Below are 25,116 nucleotides of genomic sequence, written 5' to 3'. Positions count from 1 at the left end.
GCATGAATGCCAAGGTATCGCTGCAGCAACTTGAAGAGGTAGAGGCTGCGTTGTCGACCGTATTGGCCGGTAAGCCTCGTCAGATACGTCTCGCGCTGTGTTGTCTGCTCTGCCGTGGGCATGTGTTGATCGAAGATCTTCCGGGGCTTGGCAAGACGACACTGGCGCAAGGGTTGGCGCGCTTGATTGGTGCTGATATGCAGCGTGTCCAGTTCACCAGTGACTTGTTGCCAGCGGATATCCTCGGGGTGTCGGTCTTTGATCCCCGTGAGAGCAGCTTCCGTTTTCATCCCGGCCCTGTCTTTCATTCACTGATACTGGCCGATGAGATCAATCGTGCTACCCCCAAGACCCAGAGTGCATTGCTTGAGGCCATGGAAGAGCGTCAGGTCACTGTAGAGGGCGAAACGCGTCGGCTGCCTGATCCCTTTTTCGTGATTGCGACTCAGAACCCTCTTCAGCAGTCAGGTACCTTCCCGTTGCCCGAGTCACAGTTGGATCGCTTTCTGATGCGCATCTCGCTAGGTTATCCAGAGCCTGCTGCCGAGCGTGAAATTCTCAAAGGCAATGCCGGTCGTCAGCATATCGAGGCATTGCGCCCGTTGTTGCCCGTGGCGATATTGAAGGAATGGCAGGCTGCAGCCGAGCGCGTCCGTTTGTCAGATCCATTATTGGACTACCTGCAGGCATTGGTCGCGGCAACACGTAGCTCTCCTGAAGTGGCCTACGGACTGTCGACGCGTGGTGTGCTGGCACTGGCGAGTGCGGCGCGTGGGTGGGCATTGCTGGCGGGGCGGGATTACGTGCTACCAGAAGACGTTCAATCGGTATGGGCGTCGGTAGTAGGCCATCGTCTTTGTGAAGGCAGTGTGTCGGAAGGCGAGGCTGTGGCGCGGCATCTTCTGGGGCAGGTGGCAGTGGTTCCCGCATGAAACGAGTGCCAGGGAATGGCGGGTGGGCACGCTTCAAGGCGCGCATGACGCGACGGATGTCCATCGGGGGAGGTGAGGCGCTCCACCATGCCCGACTGATGATTCTACCGACACCCTTTGGCCTGTTCTGGGCGGTACTGGTGGTGTTGCTACTGTTATTGGGGATCAACTACGAGAACTCTCTGGCGCATGGATTGGCGTTCTGGCTGTTCTCGCTAGCGTTGATCAGCATTTTTCGCAGCTGGCGGAATCTGGCTGGTGTTCGTGTTCAGCTGGTGGCCGACGGCGAAGCGTATGCAGGTGGAGAGTTACGACTCATCGTGCGATTGAATGGTCGGGCGCGCTCACATGCCATTGATGTACATCTGGGTACCAGCAAGCAGCGACTTGAAATCCATGCCGGTGAGGGGAGTGTGCCGCTTGGGCTGCCCGTCGCTGTGCGTGGCCAGTTCATGCTACCGACCTTGACCCTCGAATCCCGCTGGCCATTGGGGCTGGTGCGCCTGTGGGCCTGGATTGCCATCGATATGCCGGTACTCATCCATCCGCGACCAGAACTGCCCTCAGCACCACAGGGTAGCCGTCGAACGCTTGAACACGTTGAGCAGGGGGACTTCGCAGGATTACGTCGCTATGTGCCAGGAGATGCACCCTCGCATGTGGCCTGGAAGCACTGGGGGAGGAGTGGGGAGCTGGTTACCAAGCGTTTCGAGACGCCAGTACGGCCTTCGCTATGGCTTGACTACGCGGCGTGTCGTGGGGACATGGAGCAACGTCTTGGTGAGTTGACGGCTCGCGTATTGGCGGCTGAAGACGCTCAGGCCACTTATGGCCTGCGACTACCGGGGCAAACACTGGCGATTGCCAGTGGTGGTGCACATCGTCGACGTGTGCTGGAAGCGCTAGCGTTGTTTGGGGGCGAGCGCGTATTGCCCTGGTCGGCTCAGCAGCTTGCGGTAGATATGAACGACAGCGCTGACGGGAGTGCCACATGATGCAAGGTAGTGCTGCATGATCAATGACAAGGCAAGTGGCATGCCGCATCACTGGTGGCAGCGTAACCCGCTGACGCCAGATCAGGCGCTTGGCTGGCTTGAGTTACGTCATCTATTCATCGGTCAGTGTCTCGTGTTATCTCTGCACTTGCTGTGGATGCCGATATGGTTAGGGCTGCCCGCATTGCTGGCGGCCCTGTGGCGTTTTCAGCAGTTACGCGCCCGAATACCACGTGCAGGCATTCTGTTGCGGCTGGCGGCGGTCTCGATGGTGGCGGCAGGGTTATTCCTTGAATACGGTCAGGTACTGCAGCTGGAAGCGATGATCGGGTTACTGGTTGGTATCTATCTACTCAAGTTGTTGGAGACAGACAGTCTGCGTGATGGTCGGGTGGTGTGTGGGCTCGGCTTTGTAGTGCTTGCCGCTGCCTTCCTGCATGACCAGGGCCCCCTGATGGCAGCAGCAGCTGTGCTGACGGTGGGTTGGCTGGTGGGAGGGCTGGTATTGATTGCCGGTGCGGGTACCCGTCGTGAAGCAGTGCGTGAAACGGCCTGGCTGATGGGCTTGTCCTTACCGCTGATGTTGGGACTGTTTATTCTTTTTCCGCGTCTACCACCCCTGTGGAATCTACCTCAGCTTAATGAAGCGACGACAGGGCTCACTGACAGCGTATCTCCTGGTGACATTGCTGCGCTGGGACGTAGTGATTCACTAGCTTTCAGAGCACGTTTCGACGAAGGATTGCCGGCGACTTCTCAGCGTTATTGGCGCGTCTATACGCTGAGTCTGTTTGATGGAGTTCGCTGGTCTCGCGCGACGCCAGAGCGCTTGCAACGAGCGCTAGGAGGCCCGGCATCCCGCTATGTGCTCAATAGTCGCCGTGTCAGCGGCGCTGATACCGCTCGGTATCGCTATGAACTATTGCTGGAGCCGGATCCTCGTCCATGGCGGCCGAGCCTGGGGGCACCGTTGAGCAGTAGTCGTGAATCGCGTTATCTAGTGGATGGCACACTGGAAGGGCTGACGTCACTCAATACGCGCGAGCTATTACAGCTAGCATCCTCTGGTGCGCCCCCATTCGCTGCTCCGCAGTGGATGCAACGCCTCAATCTACTGCTGCCGGATTCGGATAATCCTCGTGCACATGAATTCGCCAGGCAGCTACAGCGGCAGGCGGGAGGGGATCCTCAGCAGTTCATGCGGTTGCTGTTTCAGTACTTTAATCGCAATCCTTTTCAGTACACGCTTACTCCGCCTCGCCTCGAGGGACAGAGTCGTGTTGATGATTTTTTGTTTGATAGTCAGAGTGGTTACTGTACGCACTACGCTTCTACCAGTGTCTTTCTGGCGAGGGCTGTAGGGTTCCCTGCGCGCATGGTGGCAGGCTATCTGGGCGGAGAATCACAGGGAGATGCCGCAGGCAATGAGCAAGAATTGAGTATTCGCCAATATGATGCACATGCTTGGGTCGAGGTGTTCTACGCTGGCCGCTGGCATCGATTTGATCCTACGGCTGCGGTTGCTCCTGAGCGTATTGCTCAGGGTGCGCTGAGCTTGCAAGGTCAGCCAGGCTTCATGGCGGATGCTGGCCTACGCGCCTTTACTCTGAATAATCCTCTGTTGAGTGATCTAAGACGGTATTGGGAGCGTTTTGAATATCGCTGGCAGCGCAGCGTAGTGGGCTTTCGCTTGGATGAGCAGCGGAATCTCTGGCGAAGGGTGTTCGGTGAATTTCGCTGGGAATGGCTTGCCTGGGGGATATTGGGTCTGCTCGCTAGCGTGACTCTGCTGGGAGCCGGGTTGGTATTGTGGTCAGGACGTCGTGTATCGGCCCATGCAGGCGTTAGAGCTTATGGTCGACTCGTCAGGCGACTCGAGTGTTCCGGTCTTGGGCCAATGGTTGGCGAAGCTCCCGGTAGTCATCTCCGGCGTATTGCGGCGTGCCAGCATGAACACACACAGACGTTGTTATCTTTGGCCGATCTGATTGAACAGTGGCTTTACAGTAATATCTCTAATGTAGAAGTTAATGATGGTGATGGGGTGGTGATTCATAGCGTTGAGAGACAATGGAAGACGCATCTTCTCAAGCTTAAATACAAGCCAAAAAAAGATGCTGCGAATCTGATCGATTAATTTGTAAAGCCTTTCCGAGATCAAGCTATTCATTACTTGAGGAGGAGAAGATTGCCACATTCAGTTGGGTTGCTTTGAGTGAGTTTGTGTATCAAAATGTAATCATCTGATTTTTTCGATCATGCCATTGGTATCACGACTGCCTTGATCGAACGCCCTTTCCTCGTAGGAGTACGTCCCATGGTCCAGGTCATTCGCACTGAAGGCACAGTTCTCGTTGTTTCCTCAGGTAACGAGGCACAACGTGTCGTCGAAGGGATGACGCTGGATCCGTCCGCATCTCTGGTGGCACCACAGGGTGCGATCATAGTGCTGGAAGATGGTACGCAGCTCGTGGTGCCTCAAGGCTCGCCGATAGAGGTCGAGATGCTGTTGGCCGAGAGCCGCGGTGAGGCGCCCGTAGACCCGGCAATAGAGGCATTGCGTGAGGCTATTGCGCGCGGGGATGATCCGACGGCTATCCAGGAAGAGCCAGCGGCGGGGGATAATGGTGGTGCGCCGGGCAGTGATCGTAGTGGTTTCCTTGATGCCTCCGGTGTAAGTCGTGACGGACGTGTCGAACGGACGTCTTATCAGTATGAAGGTGGCTTCACGGACTCAAGCTATACCGATGAAGACGAAGATGGCTTTGATACGGATATTAATGCCGCCGACGTTACAGTGCTCTCGCTCACGGTTGATGCACCGGCGCTGACCTCTGATACGACTCCAACCATCGTGGGCACCACCGATGCGGTAGATGGTAGTACGGTCACGCTGGTCATCACTGATAGTGAAGGCAATGAGCAGACGGTTACTGCCATTGTCGAAGATGGCGCCTACACCGTCGATGCTGAAACACCGCTGAGCGAAGGTGAGTACAGCGTTGACGCCTCTGTGACTGATCTGGCGGGCAACACCGCGGCCAATAATGACGTGGGCGAGATTGACTTGACTGCGCCGACATTGACTGTCGATGCACCTGCGCTGACCTCTGACACCACTCCGACTATCGTCGGCACCACCGACGCCGAAGACGGCAGCACTGTCACCCTCGTCATCACTGACAGCGAAGGCAACGAGCAGACAGTCACCGCGACCGTCGAAGATGGCACCTATACCGTCGATGCCGAGACGCCGCTGAGCGAAGGCGAGTACACCGTCGACGCCTCCGTCACGGACCCAGCCGGCAATACCGCGATCAGCACAGACGTGGGCGAGATCGATCTGTCAGCTCCTGCGCTGACCGTCGATGCACCGGCGCTGACCACTGACACCACGCCGACTATCGTCGGCACCACCGATGCCGAAGACGGTAGCACCGTCACGCTTGTCATCACTGACAGCGAAGGCAACGAGCAGACAGTCACCGCGACTGTCGAAGATGGCGCCTATACCGTCGATGTCGAGACGCCGCTCAGCGAAGGTAGCTACAGTGTCGAAGCCTCCGTCACGGACTCGGCCGGAAACACCGCCACCAGCAATGATGTCGGCGAGATCGATCTGACCGCTCCGACGCTAACTGTCGATGCACCGGCCCTGACCTCCGACACCACGCCGACTATCGTTGGTACCACCGATGCTGAAGACGGCAGCACCGTCACGCTTGTCATCACCGACAGCGAAGGCAACGAGCAGACCGTCACCACGACCGTCGAAGATGGCACCTATATCGTCGATGTCGAGACGCCGCTGAGCGAAGGCGACTACAACGTTGACGCCAGCGTGACGGACTCGGCCGGCAATACTGCGATCAGCACAGACGTGGGCGAGATCGATCTGACCGCCCCGACGCTGACTGTCGATGCACCGGCCCTGACCTCCGACACCACTCCGACTATCGTGGGTACTACCGATGCCGAAGACGGCAGCACCGTCACGCTTGTCATCACCGACAGCGAAGGTAACGAGCAAACCGTCACTGCGACTGTCGAAGATGGCACCTACACCGTCGATGCAGAGACGCCGCTGAGCGAAGGTAGCTATAGCGTCGAAGCCTCCGTCACGGACTCGGCCGGAAACACTGCCACCAGCAATGATGTCGGCGCACTGATTGGTGGCGACTCTGGCGCGGTAACGGAAGACAGTATCACTGTAGTCACAGGCAGCCTGGATGATGCTGCAGGGACTGATGTCGTAGCCGATACCCAGACTGATACTTATGGCACTTTCAGTGTCGATGAATCTGGTGATTGGACCTATACCCTCGATAACGATGCTGATGAAGTACAAGCCTTGGGTGAGGGCGAGACCGTCACCGAGCAGTACACCGTCACGCTGAGCGATGGCTCGACCACCACGGTCGACATCGTCATCACCGGCACCGATGACCTGCCGGTCATCACCGCCGATTCCGGTGCTGTGGCAGAAGACGGCACCCTGGAAGCCAGCGGTACGCTGACCGCTTCTGATGCCGACAATGCCGATCTGGCCTTTGTCGCCGCCACCGATGACAGCAGTGTCTACGGCAGCTTCGAGGTCGCCGCCGATGGCAGCTGGACCTACACCCTCGACAACGATGCCACCGAGACCCAGGCGCTGGCCGCGGGCGAGACCGTCACCGAGCAGTACACCGTCACGCTGAGCGATGGCTCGACCACCACGGTCGACATCGTCATCACCGGCGTGGACGACGGCGCCGTGATCTCCAATGACAGCGGTGAAGTCACTGAAGACACCACCCTGGAAGCGACTGGCACACTGACCGCGACGGACGCCGACAATGCCGATCTGGCCTTCGTCGCCGCCACCGATGACAGCAGTGTCTACGGCAGCTTCGACGTGGCCGCCGATGGCAGCTGGACCTACACCCTCGACAACGACGCCACCGAGACCCAGGCGCTGGCCGCGGGCGAGACCGTCACCGAGCAGTACACCGTCACGCTGAGCGATGGCTCGACCACCACGGTCGACATCGTCATCACCGGCGTGGACGACGGCGCTGTGATCTCCAATGACAGCGGTGAAGTCACTGAAGACACCACCCTGGAAGCGACTGGCATACTGACTGCCACGGATGCCGACAATGCCGATCTGGCCTTTGTCGCCGCCACCGATGACAGCAGTGTCTACGGCAGCTTCGACGTGGCCGCCGATGGCAGCTGGACCTACACGCTCGACAACGACGCGACGGAAACCCAGGCCTTGGCCGCGGGCGAGACCGTCACCGAGCAGTACACCGTCACGCTGAGCGATGGCTCGACCACCACGGTCGACATCGTCATCACCGGCACCGACGACCTGCCGGTCATCACTGCCGATGCCGGCGCCGTGCAGGAAGATGGCACTCTGGAAGCCAGCGGTACGCTGACCGCTTCTGATGCCGACAATGCCGATCTGGCCTTTGTCGCCGCCACCGATGACAGCAGTGTCTACGGCAGCTTCGACGTGGCCGCCGATGGCAGCTGGACCTACACCCTCGACAACGATGCCACCGAGACCCAGGCACTGGCCGCGGGCGAGACCGTCACCGAGCAGTACACCGTCACGCTGAGCGATGGCTCGACCACCACGGTCGACATCGTCATCACCGGCACCGACGACCTGCCGGTCATCACTGCCGATGCCGGCGCCGTGCAGGAAGATGGCACCCTGGAAGCCAGCGGTACGCTGACCGCTTCTGATGCCGACAATGCCGATCTGGCCTTTGTCGCCGCCACCGATGACAGCAGTGTCTACGGCAGCTTCGAGGTCGCCGCCGATGGCAGCTGGACCTACACCCTCGACAACGATGCGACGGAAACCCAGGCCTTGGCCGCGGGCGAGATCGTCACCGAGCAGTACACCGTCACGCTGAGCGATGGCTCGACCACTACGGTCGGCATCGTCATCACCGGCACCGACGACCTGCCGGTCATCACTGCCGATGCCGGCGCCGTGCAGGAAGATGGCACCCTGGAAGCCAGCGGTACGCTGACCGCTTCTGATGCCGACAATGCCGATCTGGCCTTTGTCGCCGCCACCGATGACAGCAGTGTCTACGGCAGCTTCGACGTGGCCGCCGATGGCAGCTGGACTTACACCCTCGACAACGACGCCACCGAGACCCAGGCCTTGGCCGCGGGCGAGACCGTCACCGAGCAGTACACCGTCACGCTGAGCGATGGCTCGACCACCACGGTCGACATCGTCATCACCGGCACCGATGACCTGCCGGTCATCACTGCCGATGCCGGCGCCGTGCAGGAAGACGGCACCTTGGAAGCCAGCGGTACGCTGACCGCTTCTGATGCCGACAATGCCGATCTGGCCTTCGTCGCCGCCACCGATGACAGCAGTGTCTACGGCAGCTTCGAGGTCGATGAGACTGGCGCGTGGACCTACACGCTCGACAACGACGCCACCGAGACTCAGGCGCTGGCCGCGGGCGAGACCGTCACCGAGCAGTACACCGTCACGCTGAGCGATGGTTCGACCACCACGGTCGACATCGTCATCACCGGCACCGACGACCTGCCGGTCATCACTGCCGATGCCGGCGCCGTGCAGGAAGACGGCACCCTGGAAGCCAGCGGTACGCTGACCGCTTCTGATGCCGACAATGCCGATCTGGCCTTCGTCGCCGCCACCGATGACAGCAGTGTCTATGGCAGCTTCGAGGTCGCCGCCGATGGCAGCTGGACCTACACCCTCGACAACGACGCCACCGAGACCCAGGCGCTGGCCGCGGGCGAGACCGTCACCGAGCAGTACACCGTCACGCTGAGCGATGGTTCGACCACCACGGTCGACATCGTCATCACTGGCGTGGACGACGGCGCCGTGATCTCCAATGACAGCGGTGAAGTCACTGAAGACACTACTTTGGAAGCGACTGGCACACTGACGGCCACGGACGCCGACAATGCCGATCTGGCCTTCGTCGCCGCCACCGATGACAGCAGTGTCTACGGCAGCTTCGACGTGGCCGCCGATGGCAGCTGGACCTACACCCTCGACAACGACGCCACCGAGACCCAGGCGCTGGCCGCGGGCGAGACCGTCACCGAGCAGTACACCGTCACGCTGAGCGATGGCTCGACCACCACGGTCGACATCGTCATCACCGGCGTGGACGACGGCGCTGTGATCTCCAATGACAGCGGTGAAGTCACTGAAGACACCACCCTGGAAGCGACTGGCATACTGACTGCCACGGACGCCGACAATGCCGATCTGGCCTTTGTCGCCGCCACCGATGACAGCAGTGTCTACGGCAGCTTCGACGTGGCCGCCGATGGCAGCTGGACCTACACGCTCGACAACGACGCGACGGAAACCCAGGCCTTGGCCGCGGGCGAGACCGTCACCGAGCAGTACACCGTCACGCTGAGCGATGGCTCGACCACCACGGTCGACATCGTCATCACCGGCACCGACGACCTGCCGGTCATCACCGCCGATTCCGGTGCTGTGGCAGAAGACGGCACCCTGGAAGCCAGCGGTACGCTGACCGCTTCTGATGCCGACAATGCCGATCTGGCCTTCGTCGCCGCCACCGATGACAGCAGTGTCTACGGCAGCTTCGAGGTCGATGAGACTGGCGCGTGGACCTACACCCTCGACAACGACGCCACCGAGACTCAGGCCTTGGCCGCGGGCGAGACCGTCACCGAGCAGTACACCGTCACGCTGAGCGATGGTTCGACCACCACGGTCGACATCGTCATCACTGGCGTGGACGACGGCGCCGTGATCTCCAATGACAGCGGTGAAGTCACTGAAGACACTACTTTGGAAGCGACTGGCACACTGACGGCCACGGACGCCGACAATGCCGATCTGGCCTTCGTCGCCGCCACCGATGACAGCAGTGTCTATGGCAGCTTCGAGGTGGCCGCCGATGGCAGCTGGACCTACACCCTCGATAACGACGCCACCGAGGACCCAGGCCTTGGCCGCGGGCGAGACCGTCACCGAGACCTACACCGTCACGCTGAGCGATGGCTCGACCACCACGGTCGACATCGTCATCACCGGCACCGACGACCTGCCGGTCATCACTGCCGATGCCGGCGCCGTGCAGGAAAACGGCACCCTGGAAGCGACTGGCACACTGACGGCCACGGACGCCGACAATGCCGATCTGGCCTTCGTCGCCGCCACCGATGACAGCAGTGTCTACGGCAGCTTCGAGGTCGATGAGACTGGCGCGTGGACCTACACCCTCGACAACGACGCCACCGAGACCCAGGCGCTGGCCGCGGGCGAGACCGTCACCGAGCAGTACACCGTCACGCTGAGCGATGGTTCGACCACCACGGTCGACATCGTCATCACTGGCGTGGACGACGGCGCCGTGATCTCCAATGACAGCGGTGAAGTCACTGAAGACACTACTTTGGAAGCGACTGGCACACTGACGGCCACGGACGCCGACAATGCCGATCTGGCCTTCGTCGCCGCCACCGATGACAGCAGTGTCTATGGCAGCTTCGAGGTGGCCGCCGATGGCAGCTGGACCTACACCCTCGATAACGACGCCACCGAGACCCAGGCCTTGGCCGCGGGCGAGACCGTCACCGAGCAGTACACCGTCACGCTGAGCGATGGCTCGACCACCACGGTCGACATCGTCATCACCGGCACCGACGACCTGCCGGTCATCACTGCCGATGCCGGCGCCGTGCAGGAAGATGGCACTCTGGAAGCCAGCGGTACGCTGACCGCTTCTGATGCCGACAATGCCGATCTGGCCTTTGTCGCCGCCACCGATGACAGCAGTGTCTACGGCAGCTTCGACGTGGCCGCCGATGGCAGCTGGACCTACACCCTCGACAACGACGCCACCGAGACCCAGGCCTTGGCCGCGGGCGAGACCGTCACCGAGACCTACACCGTCACGCTGAGCGATGGCTCGACCACCACGGTCGACATCGTCATCACCGGCACCGACGACCTGCCGGTCATCACCGCCGATTCCGGTGCTGTGGCAGAAGACGGCACCCTGGAAGCCAGCGGTACGCTGACCGCTTCTGATGCCGACAATGCCGATCTGGCCTTCGTCGCCGCCACCGATGACAGCAGTGTCTACGGCAGCTTCGAGGTCGATGAGACTGGCGCGTGGACCTACACCCTCGACAACGACGCCACCGAGACTCAGGCCTTGGCCGCGGGCGAGACCGTCACCGAGACCTACACCGTCACGCTGAGCGATGGTTCGACCACCACGGTCGACATCGTCATCACTGGCGTGGACGACGGCGCCGTGATCTCCAATGACAGCGGTGAAGTCACTGAAGACACCACCCTGGAAGCGACTGGCACACTGACCGCGACGGATGCCGACAATGCCGATCTGGCCTTTGTCGCCGCCACCGATGACAGCAGTGTCTATGGCAGCTTCGAGGTGGCCGCCGATGGCAGCTGGACCTACACCCTCGATAACGACGCCACCGAGACTCAGGCCTTGGCCGCGGGCGAGACCGTCACCGAGACCTACACCGTCACGCTGAGCGATGGCTCGACCACCACGGTCGACATCGTCATCACCGGCACCGACGACCTGCCGGTCATCACTGCCGATGCCGGCGCCGTGCAGGAAGACGGCACCCTGGAAGCGACTGGCACACTGACGGCCACGGACGCCGACAATGCCGATCTGGCCTTCGTCGCCGCCACCGATGACAGCAGTGTCTACGGCAGCTTCGAGGTCGATGAGACTGGCGCGTGGACCTACACCCTCGACAACGACGCCACCGAGACCCAGGCGCTGGCCGCGGGCGAGACCGTCACCGAGCAGTACACCGTCACGCTGAGCGATGGCTCGACCACCACGGTCGACATCGTCATCACCGGCACCGATGACCTGCCGGTCATCACCGCCGATTCCGGTGCTGTGGCAGAAGACGGCACTCTGGAAGCCAGCGGTACGCTGACCGCTTCTGATGCTGACAATGCTGATCTGGCCTTCGTCGCCGCCACCGATGACAGCAGTGTCTACGGCAGCTTCGAGGTGGCCGCCGATGGCAGCTGGACCTACACCCTCGACAACGATGCGACGGAAACCCAGGCCTTGGCCGCGGGCGAGATCGTCACCGAGCAGTACACCGTCACGCTGAGCGATGGCTCGACCACCACGGTCGACATCGTCATCACCGGCACCGATGACCTGCCGGTCATCACCGCCGATTCCGGTGCTGTGGCAGAAGACGGCACCCTGGAAGCCAGCGGTACGCTGACCGCTTCTGATGCCGACAATGCCGATCTGGCCTTTGTCGCCGCCACCGATGACAGCAGTGTCTACGGCAGCTTCGACGTGGCCGCCGATGGCAGCTGGACCTACACCCTCGACAACGACGCCACCGAGACCCAGGCGCTGGCCGCGGGCGAGACCGTCACCGAGCAGTACACCGTCACGCTGAGCGATGGTTCGACCACCACGGTCGACATCGTCATCACCGGCACCGACGACCTGCCGGTCATCACCGCCGATTCCGGTGCTGTGGCAGAAGACGGCACCCTGGAAGCCAGCGGTACGCTGACCGCTTCTGATGCCGACAATGCCGATCTGGCCTTCGTCGCCGCCACCGATGACAGCAGTGTCTACGGCAGCTTCGAGGTCGATGAGACTGGCGCGTGGACCTACACCCTCGACAACGACGCCACCGAGACTCAGGCCTTGGCCGCGGGCGAGACCGTCACCGAGCAGTACACCGTCACGCTGAGCGATGGTTCGACCACCACGGTCGACATCGTCATCACTGGCGTGGACGACGGCGCCGTGATCTCCAATGACAGCGGTGAAGTCACTGAAGACACTACTTTGGAAGCGACTGGCACACTGACGGCCACGGACGCCGACAATGCCGATCTGGCCTTCGTCGCCGCCACCGATGACAGCAGTGTCTATGGCAGCTTCGAGGTGGCCGCCGATGGCAGCTGGACCTACACCCTCGATAACGACGCCACCGAGACTCAGGCCTTGGCCGCGGGCGAGACCGTCACCGAGACCTACACCGTCACGCTGAGCGATGGCTCGACCACCACGGTCGACATCGTCATCACCGGCACCGACGACCTGCCGGTCATCACTGCCGATGCCGGCGCCGTGCAGGAAGACGGCACCCTGGAAGCGACTGGCACACTGACGGCCACGGACGCCGACAATGCCGATCTGGCCTTCGTCGCCGCCACCGATGACAGCAGTGTCTACGGCAGCTTCGAGGTCGATGAGACTGGCGCGTGGACCTACACCCTCGACAACGACGCCACCGAGACCCAGGCGCTGGCCGCGGGCGAGACCGTCACCGAGCAGTACACCGTCACGCTGAGCGATGGTTCGACCACCACGGTCGACATCGTCATCACTGGCGTGGACGACGGCGCCGTGATCTCCAATGACAGCGGTGAAGTCACTGAAGACACTACTTTGGAAGCGACTGGCACACTGACGGCCACGGACGCCGACAATGCCGATCTGGCCTTCGTCGCCGCCACCGATGACAGCAGTGTCTATGGCAGCTTCGAGGTGGCCGCCGATGGCAGCTGGACCTACACCCTCGATAACGACGCCACCGAGACCCAGGCCTTGGCCGCGGGCGAGACCGTCACCGAGCAGTACACCGTCACGCTGAGCGATGGCTCGACCACCACGGTCGACATCGTCATCACTGGCGTGGACGACCTGCCGGTCATCACTGCCGATGCCGGCGCCGTGCAGGAAGATGGCACTCTGGAAGCCAGCGGTACGCTGACCGCTTCTGATGCCGACAATGCCGATCTGGCCTTTGTCGCCGCCACCGATGACAGCAGTGTCTACGGCAGCTTCGACGTGGCCGCCGATGGCAGCTGGACCTACACCCTCGACAACGACGCCACCGAGACCCAGGCCTTGGCCGCGGGCGAGACCGTCACCGAGACCTACACCGTCACGCTGAGCGATGGCTCGACCACCACGGTCGACATCGTCATCACCGGCACCGACGACCTGCCGGTCATCACTGCCGATGCCGGCGCCGTGCAGGAAGACGGCACCCTGGAAGCGACTGGCACACTGACGGCCACGGACGCCGACAATGCCGATCTGGCCTTCGTCGCCGCCACCGATGACAGCAGTGTCTACGGCAGCTTCGAGGTCGATGAGACTGGCGCGTGGACCTACACGCTCGACAACGACGCCACCGAGACCCAGGCCTTGGCCGCGGGCGAGACCGTCACCGAGCAGTACACCGTCACGCTGAGCGATGGCTCGACCACCACGGTCGACATCGTCATCACCGGCACCGACGACCTGCCGGTCATCACTGCCGATGCCGGCGCCGTGCAGGAAGACGGCACCCTGGAAGCCAGCGGTACGCTGACCGCTTCTGACGCCGACAATGCCGATCTGGCCTTCGTCGCCGCCACTGATGACAGCAGTGTCTACGGCAGCTTCGACGTCAACACCGATGGCAACTGGACCTACACGCTCGACAATGACACTGCTGAAGTACAGGGGCTGACCGCAGGTCAGACTGTCACCGAGCAGTACGTCGTGCAGCTGTCTGATGGCACCAGCACCACGGTCGATATCGTCATTACCGGTGCTGACGACGCTGCTCCGGCTGTCACGCTGGAAGACAAGGAAGTGACCGAAGCGACGGGTGCGACCATTACTGACACCTTTACTGTCGAGGCCGATACGGGTATCGCTGCAGTGACGGTGGATGGTCAGGACATCACCGGTTCAAGTACTACTCCGGTCGTGATCGTCAGTGGTGAAGGTACCCTGACCGTGACCGGCTACGACGCTGACACGGGCACTGTCTCTTACAGCTATGTAGAAGACGGTACTGCGGCAGATCACTCTGCTGGTGATGACAGCGTGGTCGACAGCTTCACGGTGGTGGTGACGGATATTACCGGTGCGACGGCCACGGATAGTCTCGACGTCAAGATTCTGGATACTGCGCCGACGGCCAATCCGGATGAGCGCACCATTGATGAAGATGCGACGGATGAACTGACGGGCAACGTGATTGACGGTGCCAATGACACCGCCGATACGCTGGGCGCCGATACGCCATTCATGGTGTGCAAGCTGGACGACAAAGGGATTGCGGACGGAGGCAGTGCCACCGTTACGGGCGACTACGGCACGCTGACGCTCAACAGCGACGGTAGCTACACCTATGTCCTGGATACCACCAAGACTCAGTCACTGGCTGATGGTGCGCAGGCGGAAGATGTCTTCACCTATGTGCTGGAAGACAGTGATGGAGATACTTCAACCACCACGCTGACCATCAATATCACGGGATCTGACGATCTGGCGATACTCACCGCAGATACTGGCGCCGTGAGTGAAGACAACGTATTGACGGCCGCCGGAACATTGGAAGCGACCGATGTGGACGGCGACGCGCCGACCTTTGTCGCCGCGACCGATGACAGCAGTGTCTACGGCAGCTTCGACGTCAATACCGATGGCAGCTGGACCTACACGCTCGACAATGACAGTGCTGAAGTACAGGGGCTGACCGAAGGTCAGACCATTACCGAGCAGTACGTCGTGCAGCTGTCTGATGGCACCAGCACCACCGTCGATATCACCATCACTGGTGCAGACGATGGTGAACCAACCATCAGCACTCTGGATGATCAGTCTGTCGTCGAGGGAAGTGGCACGACCATCACGGATACCTTCACTGTCGATGCTGATACTGGCATCGCCACGGTGACGGTGGATGGCCAGGACATCACCAATGCCAGCACTACGCCGGTCAAGATTGTCAGTGGTGAAGGTACCCTGACCATCACTGGCTACGACGCCGATACCGGCACTGTCTCTTACAGTTATGTGGAAGACGGTACGGCGGCAGATCACTCTGCCGGTGATGACAGCGTGATCGACAGCTTCACGGTCGTGGTGACGGATGTTACCGGTGCGACGGCGACGGATAGTTTCGATGTCACGATTCTGGATACAGCACCAACGGCCTACGACGACACCTACACCATTCGTGAAGACGATACGTCAACTAGCGGTGGTCCGGTAATCAGCACTAACGTCATCTCCAGTGTGGTGGGTGGTGGCCAAGATACGCTTGGTGCTGATGCCGTTACCATCACGCAGCTTGATGGTATCTCCCTCGTGGACAACGGTGGCAGTGTCACAGTCGATGGTGCTTATGGAAGTCTGACGATCAACACCAATGGCTCCTTCAGCTATGACCTGGACGACGTGCGCGCGCAGGCGTTGGGGGCTGGCGATCTGGCCAAGGAAGAGTTCGAGTACACCATCACCGATGCTGATGGTGACTCGGACGTGGCTGTCATTACCATCAATGTACAAGGGCTCAACGACAAGCCGGTGGCCTACGATGACGGCCCGATTCTGGTGGAAGAAGACACACCGGTGAATGGCAATGTGCTGACTAATGATGAAGATGCCGACGGTGATGAACTGACCGTTGTCAGCTTCACCACCAATGGCACGACGTACACTGCTGGAGACGTCGCAGATCTGGGTGATGTCGGTACCCTGGTCATCAATATCGATGGCAGCTTCACCTTCACGCCAGGTGAGAACTACAACGGCCCGGTGCCTGATACCACCTATGTGATCACGGATGGTACCGAGATTGATGAAGCGATCCTCAGCTTCCAGGATGTGCAAGCGATTGATGATCCCACCGTCATCAGTGCTGATGATGGTGCAGTCGTCGAAGATGGTGTGACGGAAGCCAGCGGTACTCTGACAGCGACTGATATCGATAATGATGCGCCGACGTTCACGGCTGCTACCGATGACAGCAGTATCTACGGTTCCTTCGCAGTCGATGCGGATGGCAACTGGACCTATACGCTGGATAACGATACCGCCGCTGTGCAGGGCCTGACATCAGACGACACCATTACTGAGCAGTATGTCGTGCAGCTCAGTGATGGTTCCACGACGACAGTGGATATTGTCATCACGGGTACTGATGATGCTGTGCCAGTCATCACGCTCGAAGACAAGAAAGTGACTGAGGCAACAGGGACGGCCGTGACGGATTCCTTCGCGGTCGCCGCTGCGGCAGGTATTGCCGCCGTGACCATCGCTGGTATCGATATCACCGAGGCAAGCACCACACCGGTGGTGATCTCCAATGATGAAGGTACGCTGACGGTCAGTGGCTACGATGCCGAGACGGGGACCGTCTCTTACAGCTACGTTGAGGATGGTACTGCAGCGGATCATTCCGAAGGCGACGTCATCGACAGCTTCGCAGTCGTGGTGACTGACCTTGCCGGTCAGAGCAGTGCCGATAGCCTGGATGTCACCGTCCTGGATACCGCGCCGACGGCCAACGCTGATACTCGCAACATTGGCGAGAACCGTAGTTCAGCGGTTACTGGCAATGTCGTCGAAGGCACATCAGCCACGGCAGACACACTGGGTGCTGATGCCGTGAGCGTGACCTCTGTCAGTTCCGGCACAGATACCGCTGCGGTGAGTGTTGGCTCGGCAGCTGTGGTGGTGGGTGAATATGGTGAACTGACCCTGGAAGCGGATGGCTCCTACAGCTATCAGTCCGCATTCGACGACGTGCAGTTCCTGGCGTTGGGCGAGTCGGTCACGGACGTCTATACCTACGTGATCACGGATGCTGACGGTGATACCTCCAGCACCACGCTGACCATCACCATCAATGGCCGCAACGATGCTCCTGACATTACCGTCAGCAGTGGCGACAGCACGTCCGCGAGCTTGACGGAAACGGATTCAGCGCTGACTGCCAGCGGTACCTTGACTGTGTCCGATGTGGATCTCAGCAATACCGTGACGCCGAGTGTCACCAGTGTTTCCAGCGTGGGTAATACCGACACTCTCAGCAATGATGACCTGCTCTCCCTGCTCGGTGTGGATGCCGGTTCGATCATTGCGGACGACAGTGACGAAGGGACGCTCAACTGGACATTTGATAGCAGCTCGGTGGACGACAGCTTCGATTATCTCTCGGCAGGTGAATCGCTGACACTGACCTACACCGTCACCGTCACGGATACAGAAGGTGCTACCGATACTCAGGATGTCGTCATCAGCATCGTGGGGACGAATGACGCCCCTGTCGTCACCGACACGGAAGGTCGCGTGAGCGAAGAAGGGCTCGAGGGTGGTATCGCCGACAGCGATGCAGCCGATGGCTTTACGGACACCACGGATGCCACCACGGTCACCGGTACGGTCACGGTCACGGATGTCGACAGTGACAGCGTGTCACTGGTACTGACAGAGCCGACGACGACTCTCACTTCTGGCGGTAGTGCTGTTACCTGGAGTGGCAGTGGGACTCAGTCACTGATAGCCACCGATGCGGCTGGCAACGAAGTCGCGACGGTGACCATCGATGACACGGGTGCCTATACCTTCACTCTGAGTCAGGCGGTCGATCACTCGGAAGATGGCGAGGACGTCCTGTCTCTGGACTTCGGCGTGCTCGCGACGGATGCCGAAGGTGCCAGCTCTACCGGCACCTTGACGATCGGCATCGAGGACGATGCACCCGAGCAGCAAGAGGCGCAGAGCTTCTCGGCGACACTGGTGGATACCAACCTCACCATCATCCTTGATGTGTCCGGCTCCATGGGGGAGGACGATGGCATAAATGGTGAGACTCGACTTGAAAGCGCCATTAGCTCTATCAAGACATTGATCGGGGCCTATGACGACTTTGGTGATGTACGTATCAACCTAGTAACGTTCTCGACAGTGGCTACAGCGCAAGATGCTTGGCTGAGTGTCGATGAAGTCGTGGACATCTTGGACGATCTTGTGGCGGATGGTGTCACTAACTATGACTCCGCCCTTGCTGCGGCTATGGAGAACTATTCGCAAGATGGGGCATTGGAAAACGCGCAAAGTATTTCCTACTTCTTCTCTGATGGTAGCCCCAATTATGGAGATGGAGACTCCAGCCAGTTAGATGTTCTCGTCGGAAATACCGTTTACTACAGCGATAGAGGAATTTCTCCGCAAGAAGAAGAAATCTGGACTGATTTCTTGGTGGAAAATGGCGTCAAGTCTTATGCAATAGGCTTGGGTGAAGGTGTCACCGAGAGCAACCTTGATCCGATTGCCTATGATGGCTCTGCTGTTGAAAACCTAGACAGTACCGTCGTGACCAACTTCTCTGATCTCGACGATAGCCTTGCGGATACCGTACAGGGGGCGGTGAGTGGGCAGCTGATAACGGGCAGTTCTGTGGATGGCAGCCTGTTGGGAGCCGATGGAGGCTACCTGAAGCAGATCAGTATTGATGGCACCACTTACGATTATGACCCGGACGCCAATACGGTCACTGCTACTGGAACGAACAACAGCACATATGATGCAGATAGCTTCGAGCTGTCCATTTCGACAGAGCTGGGCGGCACCATGCTGTTCAATACTAATACGGGTGATTTTACTTATACGCCGCCTGAAAATATCAGCGCTCGTTCATCGGATACCTTTGCCTATGTCACGGTCGACAATGACGGAGATACCAACGAATCCAGTGTCAGTATCGATGTCGACAAGCTGACTGTTCTCATTGGTACTGACGGAAATGACACTCTGACGGGGGATGGTGATGGTCCTTTCTACGCTGACTATTTGATTGGAGAGGGGGGTAGCGACACTCTGAGTGGCGGGATAGGCAGTGATCGCCTGGAGGGGGGGAGTGGCAACGATACGCTGCGAGGTGGCAGTGGCAACGACACCTTGGCTGGTGGTTCAGGCAATGATTTGCTTGTCGGTGGTGCTGGCAATGACATCCTGACCGGTGGTGATGGTGCTGATACCTTCGCTTGGTTGTCTGGTGATGATGTCAACAGTGAAGGTGGCATGGCGACGGATACCATCACTGATTTCAGTGCTGCTGGAGGCGATGTGCTGGATCTGTCTGATCTTCTCCAGGCGGATGAGGATGCCAATAGTCTCTCCAGCTTCCTGCACTTCGAGTCAGACGGCGCAGGGGGGACCAACATCGAGATCAGTGCTGATGGTTCGGATGGGACGAATGTCACTCAGGAGATCAATCTGAGCGATGTGGACCTGACCTCTGGGGGAGATACGGATACGCAGATCATCCAGTCGCTGCTTGATAGCAACAGTCTCAAGACCAGTATTGACGGCTAAATATGAGGAACTAGGGGAGATGGCTTAGGCTATCTCCCATTCCTGCATTAGACTCATCGTATAGTCGCCTACGAAGTGCCCCACTAAGGAGGACAGGTTGAGTGATCAACCCACGCCACTAAGACCAGACCCCGTTGGAGAAAAGGAGGGCGACCCCCTCCTGAATGCGTTGGTCTTCATGGCGCGTTATCACGGGAATCCAAGGTCTGCCGCTGTACTGGTCGATGGCTTGCCAATGGAGGAAGGGCGTTTACCCTTGGCACTCATCGATCGTGCTGCAGCGCGAGCTAACCTGAGCGCCAAACTGGTCAGCCAGAAGATCACGGCCATCAGCGATATGTTGATGCCGTGTATCTTGATGCTGAACGAGGGCCGTGCTGTCGTTTTGCTTGAGGTCGACGAGGATACCGGCAAGGCACGTATCCACCAGCCTGAGGCTGATGGCGACGAGCTAGTGGACATCGAGACATTGGCCTCGCGTCACGATGGTCGCGTTGTCTATATGAAGCAGGAGCATCGTTTTGATGAGCGTGCGCCAGAAACGCTCAAGCAAAGTGATGGGCACTGGTTCTGGTCGACGCTGAAACTGTCGGCTCCCATCTATCGCGATGTGATCCTGGCCTCTGTTCTGATCAATCTGTTTGCCGTTGCATCGCCACTGTTCGTGATGAATGCCTATGACAAGGTCGTGCCTAACCTTGCGTTCAATACGCTATGGGTCATGGCGACTGGCATGGCAATCATCATGATCTTTGACTTCGTGATGCGGCAGACGCGCGCCTATTTCATGGATACAGCGGGCAAGAAATCCGAAGTGCTGCTGACTTCGAAGCTGTTTGCCAAGACCATGAATCTGCGGATGGAATCGCGGCCCGGTTCAGTGGGGGGATACGTCAAGCACCTGCAAGAATTTGACTCGATTCGAGAGTTCTTCACCTCTGCAACGCTATCTACGCTGGTCGATCTGCCCTTTGCCTTGCTCTTCTTGCTGATCATCTGGATTGTGGCTGGCCCATTGGTACTTGTGCCGTTGGCAGCGTTGGTCATCTTGATGATCTATAGCCTCGCGATTCAGAAACCACTTCGTAGCAGTATCGAGAAAGGCTCACGCCTGGCGACAGAGCGCAATGCTCGCCTTGTGGAAGCAGTATCTGGCCTGGAGAGTCTCAAGCTGGCCAATGCTCAGGGAGAAACCCAGCGTCGCTATGAGCGTGCCGTCGGGCAGATCGCTCATTGGGGAGTGAAAAGCCGCAACCTGACGACATCGGTCAGTTCGCTAAGCATGTCGCTCACTCAGGCAACTACCGTTGCACTGGTGGTTTACGGGGTCTATCTGATTGCTGATGCACGTCTGTCTGTCGGTGGGTTGATTGCCGCTGTCATGCTCTCCGGGCGTGCACTACAGCCGCTTGGCCAGCTGGCATTGTTGATCACGCGTATCGGGCAGACGCGAAGTGCCATGGGGGCACTGGATCAGATCATGGCGCTACCAGAAGAGGCTGAAGATCGCCGTTATGTGCATCGTGAACAGCTTCAGATGCGTATCGAGTTCGATCGTGTTGGCTTTGCCTATGCACCCAATACTCCTCCAGCCGTGACGGATATTTCTCTGAGTATCGAACCTGGCGAGCGAGTGGCAATCATCGGTCGTATCGGAGCCGGTAAGAGTACCTTGCAGCGCCTGATCTGCGGGCTGTATCGCGCTACCGCCGGTAGCGTGAGAATCGATGGCCTGGACCTCAATCAGCTGCATCCTGCTGATGTCCGTCGCCACATTGGCCATGCGGGCCAGGATAGTGCGCTGTTCTTTGGTTCCATTCGCGACAACATCACGCTAGGGCAGCCACATTCCAGTGACATTCAGATTGATCTCGCGGCGGACGCAGCCGGCGTGACCGAATTCACACGCCATCACCCGGAAGGATTGGATCGTCAGGTCGGTGAGGGTGGACGCATGCTCTCCAGCGGCCAACGGCAGACAGTCTTGCTGGCACGTGCACTGCTGATGCGCCCACCATTACTGCTGCTGGATGAGCCCGGATCCCATATGGATAACCGCGCAGAGCTACGTCTGCGACGCATGCTCAAGTCATTGCCACGTAGTCAAACCATGGTGCTCGTCACGCACAAGAGCAGCATGCTGGACGTGGTCGATCGTGTGATCGTGATGGAAGCGGGACGCGTCGTTGCTGATGGGCCCAAGGAGAAGGTGCTAAATGCACTGAATGAAGGGCGTGTTGCTGGCCGTCCTCAGGAGGTGAAACGTGGCTGATAAGGCACCGATTGAACAGCGCGATCTTCACCATCTGGATGATGTCAGTTCCGCGGTATTGCTCGCGACGCCGTGGAAGTCACGCATCCTGATCTGGATGGTGCTGGCCTTCATCGCCATATTTGTCATCTGGTCCAGTCAGGCAAGCCTTGAGGTCGTGACGCGTGGTTCCGGTAAAGTCGTGCCATCAACACACCTTCAGGTCGTGCAAAACCTTGAAGGTGGTATCGTGCGCGAAATCTACGTCAAGGAAGGTCAAATCGTCTCACCGGGTGAGCCACTGCTTCGGATCGATGATACGAGTGCTGGCTCTGATTTACGGGAGAGGGTATCGACGCTTGATGGCCTGCAAGCGACCATCATGCAATACGATACCGAGCTATCCTCCATCGAGGTTGATGCCTCTGCCCCTGACTGGAAGAGTCAAGTGGTGGTGAATAATACGGCATTGCCATTTGATGATGATTTCAAGGCACGAAGCCCGGCGTTGGTGTCTCGCGCCATGACTGCATATCGTACGCACCTCAACCAATTGAATAGCGGGTTGAATGGCTCACGAGAGCAGATTCTTCAGAAAGAGCAGGAGCTTCGAGAGCTGAAGTCTCGTATCAATAGCCTTGATCGCAGCTACCAGCTCTCACGACGTGAGCTGGGCATGACAGCACCACTCGTGCGTGAAGGGGTGGTGTCTCAAGTCGATTTACTCAAGATTCAGCGCGAGGTGAATGACCTGCGTGGTGATCTTGAATCAGCGCGTATCGCGGTGCCTGGTAAACAGTCCGAACTGGATGAAGCGATTTCAAATCGCGTTGGTGTTGCGCAGGAGTTCCGCTCGCGTGCGGCAGATGAACTTGCCAAAACTCAGGCAGATCTTGGTCGTTTACGTGAAGGGCGTACCAGTCTTCAGGACCGTCTTGATCGTACTTTGGTGACTTCTCCGGTTCAGGGCGCCATTAAAACGCTGAATATCAATACTATTGGCGGCGTGATTGAGCCTGGTGAAGATTTGATGGAGATCGTTCCCATCGAAGATCAGTTGCTGGTTCAAGCTCGGGTAGCACCCAAAGACATTGGCTTCCTGAGAATTGGGCAGCCTGCGGTAGTCAAGCTATCGGCCTATGACTTCACCATATACGGTGGTCTTGAGGGCAAGGTTGAGCAAATCAGTGCGGACACCGTGCAGGATGAGGAGGGCAATAGCTTCTACGAGATCAAGGTATTGACTGAGTTCAATCATCTTGGCACCGAAGCAGACCCCCTCACGATTATTCCGGGCATGCAGGCCAGTGTCGATGTCATCACTGGTGAGCAAACCGTACTGCAATATCTGATGAAACCAATTTTGCGCGCCAGGCAAGGTGCCTTGCGTGAACGTTGATCAAGGGCAAGATGTGCTAAAGGATAAATCATAATGAAAAAGACACTCTTGGCGCTAAGCGTTATAGCAGGGGTTAGCGTCAGCGTTCAGGCATCGGCATTGACACTGGAAGAATCTGTCTCGAAGGCGGTGATGGATAATCCGCGTACGCGCCTTCAGGTTTCACGCCACATCCAGCGTCTTGAAGAGGCTGAAACCCAGCGTGGTGCCTATCGCCCGACGGTCGATCTAACTGCGCGACTGGGCTACGGCAAGTTTGATGCGGAAAGCGATAATTCCACGGATTACGATGATTGGCATGACTATCGCCGTCTTGATCTGACCATTCGCCAGTTGCTGTGGGATGGCGACACAACGTTGGAGCGGATTCGTCAGGCAGAAACGGAAGCCGATTATCAGCGTCTTCAAGTCGCTGCAGAAGCCAACGATATTGCACTGGATACCTCTGGTGCCTATTTGGAGGTCATGCGTGATGAGCTGATCCTCAAGTATTCACAAGCGAATCTCGATGCTCACCTGCGTATCTCCAGCGATATCGGACGTCGGGCTGATTCCGGTCTTGGTGCGCGTAGTGATGTACGTCAGGTAGATGGTCGCCTGGCCAATGCAGAAGCCAGCGTACTGTCGGCACAGAACAATCTTGAAGACTCGCGTTCAGCCTATCTGCGTCTGGTCGGTGAGCAACCGTCTGAATTGAGCTTGCCAACGATTGATACCAGCCTGATCAGTGCTGATGTTGATAGTGCCTACGAGCAAGCCAATCAGCGTAATCCGCTATTGGCGTCGGCACGAGTGTCCATCGATGCCGCACGTCATGAAGTGAATGCTGAGAAGGGCGATTACTATCCGGAATTCAGCCTCGAAGGTAATCGCACGCTGAATGATGATTACGATCAGGAAGATAGTGGAGACGATGACTGGAGCGTTGAGCTAGTCATGAGTTACAACCTTTATCGCGGCGGACGTGACCAGTCTGAAATTCGCGGTCGTCAGGCGGCACTGGAAACCGTCGAGCACGATAATGATCGTGTCGTACGTGATGTCCGTGACGAAATTCGTCTGGCCTGGAATGCCCGCGAGAACCTCAAACGTCAGATCGATTATCTCGAAAGCTACGTGCGTGCAGCCACGGATACGCGTGAGAGCTATCGCAAGCAGTTCGATATCGGCCGTCGTACGTTGCTGGATCTACTGGACAGCGAGAGTGAGCTTTTCACCTCGCAGCAGAATCTGATTCGTGCTCGATTTGATCTGGAAACTGCCAACTATCGCCTGCTGTCCGCGACCGGGGCATTACTGGATTCCATGAGTGTTTCCGTGCCAGTCCAACAACAGGGCTGAGTGACTCACGGTGTCA

At 58.8% G+C, this 25,116-nt stretch carries 7 protein-coding genes and 2 pseudogenes; all 9 read left to right on the top strand.

The window, feature by feature from the left end; translation table 11 throughout:
• The first annotated feature begins 2 nt into the window (after positions 1–2).
• The 9 genes and pseudogenes from GQR90_RS14550 to GQR90_RS14515 all read left to right on the top strand — a co-directional run bounded on the left by GQR90_RS14550 (position 3) and on the right by GQR90_RS14515 (position 25,100).
• Positions 3–932 carry an AAA family ATPase gene (locus tag GQR90_RS14550; protein WP_158774737.1) on the top strand — a complete coding sequence of 310 codons (930 nt, stop codon included), beginning with the start codon at positions 3–5 and terminating at the stop codon, positions 930–932.
• Positions 929–1,927 carry a DUF58 domain-containing protein gene (locus GQR90_RS14545; protein WP_158774736.1) on the top strand — a complete coding sequence of 333 codons (999 nt, stop codon included), beginning with the start codon at positions 929–931 and terminating at the stop codon, positions 1,925–1,927. Before GQR90_RS14550 ends, GQR90_RS14545 begins: the two co-directional genes overlap by 4 nt.
• 16 nt (positions 1,928–1,943) lie before the next feature.
• Entirely contained in the window at positions 1,944–4,064 is a 2,121-nt protein-coding gene (locus GQR90_RS14540) for a transglutaminase family protein (RefSeq protein WP_158774735.1), read from the top strand.
• A gap of 180 nt (positions 4,065–4,244) precedes the next feature.
• A pseudogene (locus tag GQR90_RS14535) lies at positions 4,245–9,866 on the top strand (VCBS domain-containing protein); the annotation flags it as partial.
• Positions 9,796–10,125, top strand: a pseudogene (locus GQR90_RS17845) (VCBS domain-containing protein); the annotation flags it as partial. The pseudogenes GQR90_RS14535 and GQR90_RS17845, both read left to right, overlap by 71 nt.
• The gene (locus GQR90_RS17675; RefSeq protein ID WP_442778550.1) at positions 10,108–20,109 is read left to right on the top strand and encodes a VCBS domain-containing protein; all 10,002 of its coding nucleotides are present in this window, start codon (positions 10,108–10,110) and stop codon (positions 20,107–20,109) included. The pseudogene GQR90_RS17845 and the gene GQR90_RS17675, both read left to right, overlap by 18 nt.
• Positions 20,110–20,206: 97 nt before the next feature.
• The gene (locus GQR90_RS14525) at positions 20,207–22,381 is read left to right on the top strand and encodes a type I secretion system permease/ATPase (RefSeq protein WP_233266334.1); all 2,175 of its coding nucleotides are present in this window, start codon (positions 20,207–20,209) and stop codon (positions 22,379–22,381) included.
• Positions 22,374–23,759 carry an HlyD family type I secretion periplasmic adaptor subunit gene (locus GQR90_RS14520; RefSeq protein ID WP_158774732.1) on the top strand — a complete coding sequence of 462 codons (1,386 nt, stop codon included), beginning with the start codon at positions 22,374–22,376 and terminating at the stop codon, positions 23,757–23,759. The genes GQR90_RS14525 and GQR90_RS14520 overlap by 8 nt, the downstream gene beginning before the upstream one ends.
• A gap of 33 nt (positions 23,760–23,792) precedes the next feature.
• Positions 23,793–25,100, top strand: a complete 1,308-nt coding sequence (locus tag GQR90_RS14515; RefSeq protein ID WP_158774731.1) for a TolC family outer membrane protein — start codon at positions 23,793–23,795, stop codon at positions 25,098–25,100.
• Positions 25,101–25,116: the final 16 nt, after the last annotated feature.

It is taken from the genome of Cobetia sp. L2A1 (genome assembly GCF_009796845.1).
Lineage (GTDB): Bacteria > Pseudomonadota > Gammaproteobacteria > Pseudomonadales > Halomonadaceae > Cobetia.
This window is presented reverse-complemented; position numbering and strand designations above follow the sequence as displayed.